Origin of the sequence: Cryptosporangium sp. NPDC048952, from assembly GCF_043197895.1 — a bacterium.
In the GTDB taxonomy this organism is placed as follows: domain Bacteria; phylum Actinomycetota; class Actinomycetes; order Mycobacteriales; family Cryptosporangiaceae; genus Cryptosporangium.
On the sequence record NZ_JBICTY010000007.1, the window covers coordinates 455,213 to 467,623 of the forward strand.

The following is a 12,411-nucleotide window of genomic DNA, read 5'->3' on the forward strand; positions in this document are numbered from 1 at the left end:
CGAACCGGTCGACGCCACGCGCTGCGCGCCGGACGTTCGAGAACCGTAAGAACTGGCGCCGACGTTCGGAAACCGTAAGGTCTTCCCAGGCCAGGGCAGGTCTACGGTCACCGCATGTCCAACGTCGACGTCGTGTTCCCGTGCTTGAACGAAGCACTGTCCCTCCCCTGGCTGCTGTCCCGCCTACCGGACGGCTACCGCGCACTCGTGGCCGACAACGGCTCCACGGACTCCTCCGCCCAGATCGCCCGAGCACTCGGCGCGACAGTGGTCTCCGTACCCGTCCGCGGTTACGGCGCCGCCGCGCACGCCGGGCTGGAGGCGTCGACCGCGGAAGTGGTCTGCTTCTGCGACGCCGACGGTTCCCTGGACCCAGCCGAGTTGCCCCGGCTGGCCGAGCCGGTGCTGGACGGCGCCGCCGACCTGGTGATCGGACGCCGCCGCGCGACCGCGCGCGGAGCCTGGCCACCACACGCCCGATGGGCCAACGCACTGCTCGCCGCGCGCTTGCGCCGCCGGTCGGGTCTGCGGCTGCACGACCTGGGACCGATGCGTGCCGGACGACGGTCGGCACTGCGTGCGCTGGACCTCACGGACCGGCGGTTCGGGTACCCGTTGGAGACGATCGTCGCCGCCGGGGCGGCCGGACTGTGCGTGACCGAGGTGGAGGTCGGTTACGCGCCGCGCACGGTGGGCAGCAAGTCCAAGGTCACCGGCACGGTCGGCGGGACGTTGCGCACCGTCGTCGACATGGGGCGGGTGCTGGCGCGATGAACGCCCAACTGCTCGTGCTGGCAAAAGCGCCGGTGCCCGGCCGGGTGAAGACCCGGCTGTGTCCACCGTGCACTCCGGAAGAGGCCGCGATGCTCGCCGGCGCGGCGTTGCAGGACACGCTGGGGGTCGTGCGCGCCACACCCGCGCGACGCCGGGTGCTGGCGATCGATGCACCCGCCGAACATCTCCCCGTGAACGGCTTCGACGTGCTGCCGCAGCGCGGCGACGGTCTGGGCGAGCGGATCGCGGCGGCTTTCGCCGACGCCGCTGTGCCCGGTGTCGCGACGGTGCTGATCGGGATGGACACTCCGCAAGTGAGGCCGGAGCGCCTCGCGGCGGTCGGTGCCCTGCTCACTGACGCCGACGCGGTGCTGGGTCCGGCGTGCGACGGCGGTTGGTGGACGCTCGGCCTGCGCGACGCCCGGCACGCCGCCGTGCTCGTCGACGTGGCGATGTCACGGCCGGACACCGGCAGTGCCACTCGGGCCGCACTGCGTGCCGCCGGGCTCCGTGTCGCCGAGGCGCCGACCGAACGCGACGTCGACACCGCGGCCGACGCGGCAGCGGTGGTCGCGCTCGCGCCGCGGTCGGAGTTCGCGCAGGCATGGAAGCGGGTCCGCGCCCGGCACGACCGGACGTCGGCAGCGTGGTCGATCGGCGTCGACAGCCCGGTCGGTGTCGCATGACGTCGGCTGCGCGGTTGTACGGCGAGGGAATCGCCGCGTTGGAGGCCGGTCGGCCACATCGGCTGCTGATTCGCGACGAGCGTGGCGGGATCGCGCCGCTCGCGCTCGACGACTGGCACCGCACCGCCCGGCCGGGTGACCACAGCCTGCTGGCGCGGTGCGTCGGTTCCACCCTCGACGCCGGCTGCGGACCCGGCCGGTTGGCGGCCGCGCTCGCGCTGGCCGGCCGCCCGGTGCTGGCCGTCGACATCGTCCCGGCCGCCGTCTCGGCAGCTCGTCGGCGTGGTGCTGCCGCACTCCGGCGGTCGGTGTTCGGTCGCGTACCCGGGGAGGGGCGGTGGACGTCGGTGCTGCTCGCCGATGGCAACGTCGGGATCGGTGGCGATCCGGTGCGGTTGCTCCGGCGCGTGGCGGGCCTGATCGGGGCGGCCGGGCGGATCGTCGTCGAGCTGGCACCGCCCGGGGCCGGGCGGCATTACCGGTTCCGACTCGAGCACGGCCGCCGGTACAGCGAATGGGTGCCGTGGGCGGACCTCGGCGCGGACGAGGCCCGTCGGGCCGGTGCCGCCGCCGGGCTCGTCGTCGACGAGGAGTGGGAGGCGGAGGGACGATGGTTCGCGACACTGACCCGCGGCTGACCACCCCGCGGTCCGAGCCGTACGCTCCGGCGCGACGAACGCCGATCTGGCGCCGCCCGTTCCCCCCGCCGCCCCCTCCGCTGCGGCGGGGACCATTCGCGCCCGGTGCGATCCGTACGGCCGGTCGCTCGGAGGCACTCTCGGCGTGGCTCGGGCTCTGGTTGGGGCTCGCGTTCGGGATCTGCCTGGTGACCGGTTTGATCAGCCATGGGATCCAGCACCCGCCGGGGTGGTTCTCCTGGCCGACCCGGCCGGTGTCGCTCTACCGGGTGACGCAGGGCCTGCACGTGGCGACCGGGCTGGCGACCGTGCCGCTGCTCCTGGCGAAACTGTGGGCGGTGCACCCGAACCTGTTCCGGTGGCCGCCGGTGCGCGACGCCGCCGATGCGCTCTCGCGCGGGACGCTGTTGCTGCTCGTCGGGGGCGCGGTGTTCGAGCTCGCGAGCGGTGTGCTGAACACCGCGCGGCTCTACGCGGTGATGGGGTTCGCGTTCCCGGCCGCCCACTTCTGGACCGCGTGGATCACCACCGGCGCCCTGGTGATCCACGTCGCCGCCCAAGCCACCACCGTCCGCCGCGTCCTCCGCCAGCGCCACCGCCCCTCCACCGCCCTGCCGCCGAGCGACGCGGCGGACGCGAGCGACGCGGGTTTTACGCGGCGGGCGGTGTTCGTGACGGTGGCCGCCGCGGCAGGGGTGGTGACGCTCGCGACCGTCGGGCAGACCGTTCGTCCGCTCGCGGGAACGTCCGCGCTGGCCCCGCGTCGCCCGGACCTCGGGCCCCAGGGCTTGCCGGTCAACCGGTCCGCCGCCGGCGCGGGCGTCCGAACCACGGCCACCCACCCCGGCTACCGACTGGTCGTCGCCGGCCCCCGACCGCTCCGACTCAGCCGAGCCGCGCTCGCGGCGTTCCCCCAGCACACCGCGGAACTGCCGATCGCCTGCGTCGAGGGGTGGAGCGCCTCCGCACGCTGGACCGGCGTCCGACTGCGCGACCTGCTCGCCGAAGCAGGGATCGCGTCCGACGTGGACGTCACGATCGAGTCGCTGCAGCGCGCAGGCGCCTACCGAGTCAGCACGCTGCCCGCGGCATTCGCGCAGGACCCACTCACCCTGCTCGCGCTCCGCCTCAACGACGAAATGCTCGACCTCGACCACGGATTCCCGTGCCGACTCATCGCCCCGAACCGCCCCGGCGTTCTGCAGACCAAGTGGGTGGCCCGCATCGAGGTGGCCCGGTGACCGCCCTGCGCGCACTCCCCACCGTGCTCGGCACCGCGCTCGTGGCGTACGGCGTCCACGGGCTCCTCGGTGCGCTGGGCCCGCCGGCACTCGTCCGCTGGTTCGTGTTCTTCCTGGCCGGAACCCTCGCCACCGACCTGGTACTGATGCCCTTCGTCGACCTGCTGCTCCGCCGGGTGCGGCCCGGCCGCCGCCTGATAGCCGGGGGTGTGGTCATCAGCGGCGTCCTGACGCTGGTGGCGACCCCGTTCCTCACCGGCGGCGGGCGGGATCCGTCGGTCCCGTCCGCGCTTCCGCTGGATTACGGTCGCGGTCTGCTCGTTCTGCTGGCCGCGGTCTGGCTCGGCGTCGCGATCCTGGCGGTCGTTAGCGCACGCCGTCGCTAGGGCAGTGGTTCGAACTCTTTCACGGCGTCGATCGCGGGTCCGTGGGGTGTGTTCGCTTCGCGCTCTATCACGATCTCGACGAGCGCCGGGCGACTGGTGCGCGCGGCTTCCTTGCGCGCCCACTCGATCGCCTCGCGGATCTCGCCCGGCTCGCTCACCCGGCGCCCCGAACAGCCGTACGCCTCCATGATCTTGACGTTGTCGGTGCCCACCGCGTCGTAGTGGATGTCCACCTCGTAGTTCATGCCGTACGGGATCTCGGCCTGGCGGATCAGCCCGAGGTACTCGTTGTTCAGCATGATCAGCACGAACGGCACGTCGTACTGGGCCGCCACCGCGAGTTCCTCGACGAGGAACTGGAACGAGTAGTCCCCGACGATGCCCACCACCTCGGCGTCCGGCGCGGCTTTCTTCACGCCGATCGCCGCCGGGATCTCCCAGCCGAGCGGCCCGGCCTGCCCGCACACCTGGTACCGCCGCGGCTCGTGCACTTTGTGGTGCTGACCGCTCCAGATCTGGTACAGCCCGATCGCCGTGACGAAGTACGTCTGCGGCCCGAACGCGTCGTTGATCTCCCGGAAGACCCGCGGCGCCTTCACCGGGACGTCGTCGAAGTCCTCGCGCCGCGTGAGCGAGCGACGGAGGTGCTGAACGCGCGTGACCCACCCGTTCGGCTGGCGCTTCGCGCGCCTCCTGCGCGCCGCCTCGAGCAACGCCTCCAGGAACAGCTTCGCGTCCGACACGACCCCGAGGTCCGGCCCGAACACCTTCCCGAGCTGCGTCGGCTCCACGTCGACGTGGATGAACACCCGGTCGCCGCGGTACACGTCCAGCGCCCCGGTGTGCCGGTCACCGAACCGTGCGCCCACCGCCAGCACCAGGTCCGACTCCAGGAACGACGCGTTGCCGTACCGCTGCGACGTCTGGATCCCGGTCATCCCCGCGTGCAGGCTGTGATCGTCGTCGAGTGCGCCCTTGCCCATGAGCGTCACCTGCACCGGCACCTGCAGGTACTCGGCGAGCTCCTTGAGCTGGTCCGCGGCGTCCGCGAGGATCACGCCACCGCCGGCGAGGATGAGCGGCCGCTGCGCTGACAGCAGGAGGTCCAGTGCGCGTTCCACGCGCGGTCCGTGCGGGGTGACCGGCGTGACGGGCAGTGGCGCGTCGATCGTCGCGTCCCATTCGATCAGTTCTCTCTGGACGTCGAGCGGGAGGTCGACGAGCACGGGACCGGGACGCCCTTCGCGCGCCACCTGGAAGGCTTTCCGCACGATCCACGGGGCCTGGGCGGCCTCCTTGACCTGCACGGCCCACTTCGTGACGGGCTTGGCGATCTCGACGATGTCGACGGCCTGGAACGCCTCCTGGTGCAGCTTGCTGGAGACGGCCTGGCCGGTGAAGCAGAGGATCGGGATCGAGTCGGCCTGGGCGGTGTAGAGGCCGGTGATCATGTTCGTGCCGGCCGGGCCCGACGTGCCGATCGCGACCCCGACGTTGCCGGTGGTGCGCGCCCAGCCGTCGGCCATGTGGGTGGCGCCTTCTTCGTGCCGGACGATGAGGTGCTCGATGCCGCCGTGCTCTTGCAACGCGGCGTAGAGCGGCAGGATCGCCGCGCCGGGGCAGCCGAAGACGGTGTCGACGCCCTCCGACTCGAGGATCTCGACGACCGCCTGCATCGCGGGAACTTTGGGCATGCGACGACCCCTTCCTGGGGATTCGGTGGCGCGAAGTCAGCGCGGGTGGCCGGCGAGGGACTCGGTGACCGTGAGGAGTGCGGAGTGGTCGAGGGAGCCGTGGCCCATGGCGCGGGCGGCGGCGACGAGTTGGGCCACCAGACCGGTGACCGGGAGTGCGACGTCGGCGTTGCGGGCGGCGTCGAGGACGATCGCCATGTCCTTGTGGTGCAGGTCGATGCGGAAGCCCGGAGTGAACTCGCGGGCGAGCATCGATTCGCGTTTGAGGTCGAGGATGCGGCTCGCCGCGAGCCCGCCGGCCAGGACGTCGAGCGCGGCCTCCGGGTCGATGCTCGAGCCTTCCAGCAGCACTATCGCCTCGCTGATCAGCGCGTAGGTGCCGGCGACGACGAGCTGGTTCGCTGCCTTCACGACCTGTCCCGCGCCGGGGCCGCCGACGTGCCGGGGTACGCCGAGGACCTCGAGCATCGGACGGGCGGCGGCCACGTCGGCTTCCGCGCCGCCGACCATGATCGAGAGAGTGGCCTGCTGGGCGCCGGTCTGACCGCCCGAGACCGGCGCGTCGATCACCCGGACGCCGTGCCGCGCGCCCTCGGCGGCCAGGCGCACCGAGGTCTCGGGGCGGATCGAGCTCATGTCGACGAACAGGGCGCCGGGGGCCAGCGCTGGGAGCACCTGCGCTGCGACCTCTTCGACCTGCGGGTGGTTCGGCAACATCGTGACGACGACGTCCACACCCCGCACCGCGTCGACCACCGATGCCGCCCCGCTCCCCCCGTCGGCGACGAACGCCTCGACCGCGGGGGCGTGGACGTCGAACCCGGTGACGTCGTGCCCGGCCTTCACGAGATGCCGAGCCATGGGCGCCCCCATGACCCCCAGCCCGACGAACCCGATCGCACTCATGGCAGTCCTCCTTCGCTCGACAAGGGACACGGGGATGCGCGGCGCGCGCTCATCGCGCATCCCCCGCGGGCAGCCCTGCGCGCTGCTCCGCGAGAAGCCAGGCGAAGCTGTCCGCGCTGGGGCCGTGGGGGGTGTATTCGAGGCCCACCCAGCCTCGGTAGCCGCTGGCCTCGAGCTGTTCCAGGTGCCGGTGGATCGGCAGGGCGCCGGTGCCCGGTTGGTGGCGGCCGGGGGCGTCGGCGATCTGGACGTGGCCGATGCGGGCGGTGTGGGCAGTGATCACCGCGTCGACGTCGTCGTCATTGACTGCGAGGTGGTAGAGATCGGCGAGCAGCAGCAGGTTCGTCCGGCCGGGCAATCGGTCGATCACCGCGAGGGCCTCCTGTGCCGTACGCACCGGGTAACGGGGCGCCCCGGACAACGGCTCGATCAGCACCGTGCCATCGATCCGCGACGCCGCGTGCGCCGCGAGCACCAACGCCTCGACCGCGACGTCGTCCTGCTCCCCCGGATCGACACCTCCGAGCCGGTTCCCGTACAGCGCGTTGAACGTCCGGCACCCGAGCTGCGCACCGATCCCGACCGCGACGTTCACGCTGTCGAGGAACTCACCGGTACGCCCGGGCCACGACAGCACACCCCGGTCGCCCCCGGGCATGTCCCCGGCGAAGAAGTTGAGCCCGACGAGCTGCACGCCCGCATCCCGAACGGCCCGGACGAACCGGTCGACCTCGCTGTCGGAGGGAACCGCCTCGAGGAACGGCCACCAGAACTCGATCGCGTCGAACCCGGCGTCCCGCGCCGCGGCCGGCCGTTCCAGCAGTGGTAGTTCAGTGAAAAGGATCGAGAGGTTCACGTCGTATTGCAGCATATTGAATCCTGTATGCAGTGGGCGGACGCGCACGGACAACGGGCAACAGAGGCTTACGACGAAGGCGGCTCAGCCTCGAGCAGATCGGCGACCTTGCAGTTCAGCGCCGTACAGATCATGTCCAGCTCATCGAGTCGCACGCTCGACGGCGTCCCGTTCCACCACGACGCCACCTTGCTCAACGAGGGTGAATACCCTGCCGCACGGCACGCCTGCAGCAGATCCGCGGGACGCCAGATCTCAGCGTTCGCCGCCACCCACCGCAGGTTCCACCGCACCGCACGCTCCCCTCGTCGTCGAGAGATCGCCGGAATCGAACGTTATAGCAACGCTCGAAGCAATTTCGCCGTCTCAGTAGGAGTTCGTCCAACTCGGACCCCGGCAGCTTCCAGCGCCTTCTGTTTGGCTTCGGCCGTCCCCGACGATCCGCTGATGATGGCGCCCGCGTGCCCCATCGTCTTGCCTTCGGGTGCGGTGAACCCGGCCACGTACCCGACCACCGGCTTCGTCACGTGCGCGGCGATGTAGTCGGCGGCCCGTTCCTCGGCGTCGCCGCCGATCTCGCCGATCATGACGATCGCGTCGGTCTCCGGGTCGTCCTGGAAAGCCTGCAGGCAGTCGACGTGAGTCGTGCCGACGATCGGGTCGCCGCCGATGCCGACGCACGTGGAGAACCCGAGGTCACGCAACTCGTACATGAGCTGGTAGGTCAGCGTGCCGGACTTGGACACCAGCCCGACCCGTCCCGGCCCGGTGATGTCGGCGGGGATGATCCCGGCATTCGACTTGCCCGGACTGATCAGTCCCGGGCAGTTCGGCCCGATGACGCGTGTCGTGTTCCCCGCGGCACTGGCGTGCGCCCACAGCGCCGCCGTGTCGTGCACCGGCACCCCCTCGGTGATCACCACCGCGAGCTCGATCCCGGCAGCGATCGCCTCCAACCCGGCCTTCAACGTGAACGCCGGCGGCACGAAGATCACCGTCGTGTCCGCGCCGGTCTCCCGCATCGCCTCGGCGACTCCAGCAAACACGGGCAGCTTCATCCCGTCGAAATCAGCAGTTCGTCCTGCTTTTCGTGGGTTGACGCCGCCGACCACTGTGGTGCCCGCGGTGAGCATCCGGCGGGTGTGCTTCATGCCTTCCGCGCCGGTCATCCCTTGAACCAGGACGCGGCTGTTCTCGGTCAGGAAGATGGCCATCTCACGCCTCCCGGGCTGCGAGTTCGGCGGCCCGGGCGGCCGCGCCGTCCATCGTGTCGACCAATTCGAGCCCCGGTAGCCCGGCGGTCCGCAGGATGCGGCGTCCCTCGTCGGCGCGGTTGCCGTCGAGCCGGACGACGACCGGCCGGTCCACCGGCTCGCCGCGGCTCGCGAGCAGCGCGAACGCACGCACGATGCCGTCGGCGACCGCATCGCAGGCGGTGATGCCGCCGAAGACGTTGACCAGCACGCTGCGCACGCCGGGATCGGCGAGCACGACCTCGAGGCCGTTCGCCATCACCTCGGCGGACGCGCCGCCGCCGATGTCGAGGAAGTTCGCGGGCCGGGCGCCGGCGTGGGCGACCACGTCGAGGGTGGACATGACCAGGCCGGCCCCGTTGCCGATCACCCCGACCCGACCCTCGAGACGCACGTAGTTGAGGCCCTTGGCGTGCGCGCGCGCTTCGAGCGGATCGGCCGTGTCGGGATCACGCAGGTCGGCGTGGGCGGCGTGCCGGATCGACGCGTTGTCGTCCAGCGTCACCTTGCCGTCGAGCGCCACGATCGCCCCGTCGGTGTCCCGGACCAGCGGGTTCACCTCGACCAGCAGCGCGTCCTCCGCGACGAACGTCGCCCAGAGCTTCTGTACGGCCTCGACCGACGCCTCGGGTAACCCGACCGCTTCGACGATCTTCCTGGCCATGCCTTCGTCGACGCCGGTCAGCGGGTCGATCGGGACGCGTACCAACGCCTCGGGGTTCGTGGCGGCGGTCTCCTCGATCTCGACGCCGCCCGCGAGCGAGGCCATCGCGAGGAACGTCCGGTTCGTACGGTCGAGGAGGTAGGAGAAGTAGTACTCGTCGGCGATGTCGGTCGCGGTGGTGACCAGCACCCGGTCGACCCGGTGGCCGTTGATGTCCATGCCGAGGATGTCGTGGGCCCGCGCCTGCGCCTCGGCGGCGTCCTTCGCGAGCTTCACGCCGCCGGCTTTCCCGCGGCCACCGGTCTTGACCTGCGCCTTGATGACGACCGAACGCCCGAGATCGGCCGCAGCGGCGTGCGCGGCCTCCGGTGTGGTGACGACGACGCCCGGCAGCACCGGGACGTCGTGGGCCTCGAACAGATCCCGTGCCTGGTATTCGTACAGGTCCACAGCCATCGTCCCTCCGTTGGGGACCTCAGCGTAGCGATAGCGCCATACTGTATGCAATATTCTAGTCGACAATCTGCTCTGGACACTCCCTCGTCACCGGGGGACCATGGAAATGCCGCATACGGTATGCAGTCTTCAATCCTGCGGCACGATCGAGGAGTTGAGGAACGATGAGTCAGACGACGACGGAGCCCCCCGCGGCAACGGATGCCGAAGCGGGCGCGACTGCGGCGATCCTGCAGGCGCGGAGCGGGAATCCTGATCGGATCTCCGGGGGTCACCTGGTCGCGAAAGCGCTCAAGGCCGAGGGCGTCGACGTGATCTTCACCCTCTGCGGCGGGCACATCATCGACATCTACGACGGTTGCGTGGACGAGGGGATCGCTGTCGTCGACGTCCGGCACGAGCAGGTAGCAGCACACGCGGCAGACGGGTACGCCCGGGTGACCGGCAAGCCCGGCGTAGCAGTGGTCACCGCAGGGCCGGGCACCACCGACGCGGTCACCGGCGTCGCGAACGCGTTCCGCGCCGAGAGCCCGATGCTGCTGATCGGCGGCCAGGGCGCACTGAGCCAGCACAAGATGGGCTCACTGCAGGACCTGCCGCACGTCGACATGATGACGCCGATCACGAAGTTCGCCGCGACCGTGCCGCACACCACGCGCAGCGCCGACATGATCTCGATGGCGTTCCGCGAGTGCTACTCGGGGGCGCCCGGGCCGTCGTTCCTGGAGATTCCGCGGGACGTGCTGGACGCGGAGGTTTCTCTCGCCGATTGCACCATTCCGGAACCCGGCCGTTACCGCGCCTCCACCCGCAGCGCCGGTGACCCGGCGGCGATCGAGCGGCTGGCCGACGTCCTGGCGCACTCGTCGAAGCCGGCGGTGCTCCTGGGCTCGCAGGTATGGACCGGGCGCGGCACCGACGCGGCTATCGACTTCGCGCGGACGCTCGACATCCCGGTGTTCATGAACGGCTCGGCGCGTGGCTCGCTGCCGCCCGGCGACCCGCACCACTTCCACCTGTCGCGGCGGTACGCGTTCAACAACGCCGACGTCATCATCATCGTCGGGACGCCGTTCGACTTCCGGATGGGGTACGGGCGGCGGTTACCCGCTCATGCGACGGTCGTTCAGATCGACATGGACTACCGGACCGTCGGGAAGAACCGGGACATCGACCTGGGCATCGTCGGGGATCCGGGGGCCGTGTTGGCCGCGGTGACGGCGGCTTCCTCCGGGCGGCTTTCCCGGCCTTCCCGGCGCGCCTGGTTCGACGAACTGCGGGCCGAGGAGAACGCGGCGTACCAGAAGCGTCTCCCCCGCCAGCTGTCCGACGCCTCGCCGATCCATCCGCTGCGGCTCGCGCACGAGATCAACGAGTTCCTCACCGACGACTCGATCTACATCGGCGACGGCGGCGACATCGTGACGTTCTCCGGCGGGGTGGTGCAGCCGAAGTCGCCCGGACACTGGATGGACCCCGGGCCCCTCGGGACGCTCGGCGTCGGGATTCCGTTCGTGCTGGCAGCGAAGTACGCCCGGCCGGACAAGGAGGTCGTGGCACTGTTCGGTGACGGGGCGTTCTCGTTGACGGGGTGGGACTTCGAGACGCTGGTGCGGTTCAACCTGCCGTTCGTCGGGGTCGTGGGGAACAACTCGTCGATGAACCAGATCCGGTACGGGCAAATGCGCAAGTACGGCGAGGAGCGCCAGCGAGTGGGGAACACGCTGGGCGACGTGCCCTACGACAAGTTCGCGCAGATGCTCGGGGGATACGGCGAGGAGGTCCGCGATGCCGCGGACATCGCCCCTGCGCTCCAGCGGGCCCGCGAGTCGGGCCTTCCCTCGCTCATCAACGTCTGGGTCGACCCCGACGCCTACGCGCCGGGGACCATGAACCAAACCATGTACAAGTAGCCCCACGTCGGAGCGCCCGCGGCCGGTGGCCGCGGGCGCTTTCGTGTGGCCACGATGGAGCGGTCTAGGCGCCCTTTTCGACCGGGGGTGAGGTGTTCTCGGCTTCCGCCGCGCGGACGTGATACGTCTTCCTCGTGCGCTCGGTGTGTTTGCGCATGAGGTCGCCGGCCCTCCTCGCGTTGCCGCCGGCGATCACCTCGATGAGCTCACGGTGCTCGTCCCACGCCTCCCGGCCCCGCGAACGCGCGATCGGCCGGTAGTACCACCGCACCCGGCTGTCGACGAGCGCGATCAGCTCCCCCAGCACCTTGTTGCCCGACATCTCCATGATCTGCCGGTGCAGCGCGGCGTTCGCGGCGACCATGCCCGCGTCGTCGTCCGCAGCCACGGCCTCCTCGCCGACGGCCTGGAGCTCCCACAGCAGCTCCACCAGCGCCGGGGTGGCGTTCGCGGCCGCGAGCCGGGCGGACTCCGCCTCGAGCAGCGTGCGGGTGGCGAGGAGTTGGTCGGCCTCGTCGGCCGTGGGGGTGTGCACGAACGCGCCGAGGCCCGGGCGCAGATCGACCCAGCCCTCGGAGTGCAGCCGCTGCAGCGCTTCGCGCACCGGCTGGCGGGAGACGCCGAGCTGGGCCGCGAGCTCCTGCTCGACGAGGTGCTCACCCGGCTGGAGTTCGCCGGTGATGATCATGTCCGCGATCTCGTCGGTGACGACCTGCCGCAGGGGCGCCGGGCGCTCCAGCGGCTTGCGTCGGGAGCGCGAGCTCTCGGCGGCGCGCCGGCGACCACCGCCCGCCGACGAAGCCAGCTCGGTCATGGTTCCTCCGGCGATGCGCAGTGTGTCGAGGGCTGTGCTCGGTTTCCAGCATACAGTCGATGGGATACCGGATGCGCAGGCCAGTGGCCCGTGCCATCGCACGGACCACTGGCTTTCCGGCTAGCGAGCT

At 70.9% G+C, this 12,411-nt stretch carries 13 protein-coding genes; 6 read left to right on the top strand and 7 right to left on the bottom strand.

Going from position 1 to position 12,411, the window contains the following annotated elements:
* The first annotated feature begins 114 nt into the window (after positions 1-114).
* Genes ACGFY5_RS35855 through ACGFY5_RS35875 form a run of 5 tightly spaced genes read left to right on the top strand, consistent with a single transcriptional unit; the run spans position 115 to position 3,725 of the window.
* Positions 115-774 carry a glycosyltransferase family 2 protein gene (locus ACGFY5_RS35855; RefSeq protein WP_392727393.1) on the top strand — a complete coding sequence of 220 codons (660 nt, stop codon included), beginning with the start codon at positions 115-117 and terminating at the stop codon, positions 772-774.
* Positions 771-1,460 (top strand): DUF2064 domain-containing protein, encoded by a 690-nt coding sequence (locus ACGFY5_RS35860; protein ID WP_392727395.1) that lies wholly within the window; start codon positions 771-773, stop codon positions 1,458-1,460. Before ACGFY5_RS35855 ends, ACGFY5_RS35860 begins: the two co-directional genes overlap by 4 nt.
* On the top strand, positions 1,457-2,098 hold the full coding sequence (locus tag ACGFY5_RS35865; RefSeq protein ID WP_392727397.1) for a methyltransferase domain-containing protein: 642 nt from the start codon (positions 1,457-1,459) through the stop codon (positions 2,096-2,098). Before ACGFY5_RS35860 ends, ACGFY5_RS35865 begins: the two co-directional genes overlap by 4 nt.
* Complete coding sequence (locus ACGFY5_RS35870) at positions 2,071-3,339, top strand: molybdopterin-dependent oxidoreductase (RefSeq protein ID WP_392727399.1); 1,269 nt, start codon at positions 2,071-2,073, stop codon at positions 3,337-3,339. The genes ACGFY5_RS35865 and ACGFY5_RS35870 overlap by 28 nt, the downstream gene beginning before the upstream one ends.
* On the top strand, positions 3,336-3,725 hold the full coding sequence (locus tag ACGFY5_RS35875) for a hypothetical protein (protein ID WP_392727401.1): 390 nt from the start codon (positions 3,336-3,338) through the stop codon (positions 3,723-3,725). Before ACGFY5_RS35870 ends, ACGFY5_RS35875 begins: the two co-directional genes overlap by 4 nt.
* Here ACGFY5_RS35875 and gcl read toward each other — a convergent pair.
* From gcl to sucC, 6 genes are read right to left on the bottom strand one after another with little or no spacing between them, the layout of a single operon-like run.
* Entirely contained in the window at positions 3,722-5,419 is a 1,698-nt protein-coding gene (gcl, locus tag ACGFY5_RS35880) for a glyoxylate carboligase (protein WP_392727403.1), read from the bottom strand. The two genes, ACGFY5_RS35875 and gcl, sit on opposite strands and share 4 nt — an antisense overlap.
* 36 nt (positions 5,420-5,455) lie before the next feature.
* A complete protein-coding gene (locus ACGFY5_RS35885) occupies positions 5,456-6,325 on the bottom strand; it encodes an NAD(P)-dependent oxidoreductase (RefSeq protein WP_392727405.1) in 870 nt (289 codons plus the stop codon).
* A gap of 49 nt (positions 6,326-6,374) precedes the next feature.
* Positions 6,375-7,196: a hydroxypyruvate isomerase family protein gene (locus ACGFY5_RS35890; RefSeq protein ID WP_392727408.1), complete on the bottom strand. Its 822-nt coding sequence runs from the start codon at positions 7,194-7,196 to the stop codon at positions 6,375-6,377.
* Between the two features lie 53 nt (positions 7,197-7,249).
* Entirely contained in the window at positions 7,250-7,474 is a 225-nt protein-coding gene (locus ACGFY5_RS35895; protein ID WP_392727410.1) for a helix-turn-helix domain-containing protein, read from the bottom strand.
* 42 nt (positions 7,475-7,516) lie between these two features.
* Positions 7,517-8,395 carry a succinate--CoA ligase subunit alpha gene (sucD, locus tag ACGFY5_RS35900; protein ID WP_392727412.1) on the bottom strand — a complete coding sequence of 293 codons (879 nt, stop codon included), beginning with the start codon at positions 8,393-8,395 and terminating at the stop codon, positions 7,517-7,519.
* A gap of 1 nt (position 8,396) precedes the next feature.
* The gene (gene sucC, locus ACGFY5_RS35905) at positions 8,397-9,548 is read right to left on the bottom strand and encodes an ADP-forming succinate--CoA ligase subunit beta (RefSeq protein WP_392727848.1); all 1,152 of its coding nucleotides are present in this window, start codon (positions 9,546-9,548) and stop codon (positions 8,397-8,399) included.
* 170 nt (positions 9,549-9,718) lie between these two features.
* Between sucC and ACGFY5_RS35910 the strand changes: the two genes are divergently transcribed.
* Complete coding sequence (locus tag ACGFY5_RS35910) at positions 9,719-11,467, top strand: thiamine pyrophosphate-binding protein (protein WP_392727414.1); 1,749 nt, start codon at positions 9,719-9,721, stop codon at positions 11,465-11,467.
* Positions 11,468-11,531: 64 nt separating this feature from the next.
* Here ACGFY5_RS35910 and ACGFY5_RS35915 read toward each other — a convergent pair whose 3' ends face one another.
* A complete protein-coding gene (locus ACGFY5_RS35915) occupies positions 11,532-12,281 on the bottom strand; it encodes a GntR family transcriptional regulator (RefSeq protein ID WP_392727416.1) in 750 nt (249 codons plus the stop codon).
* Positions 12,282-12,411 lie beyond the last annotated feature (130 nt).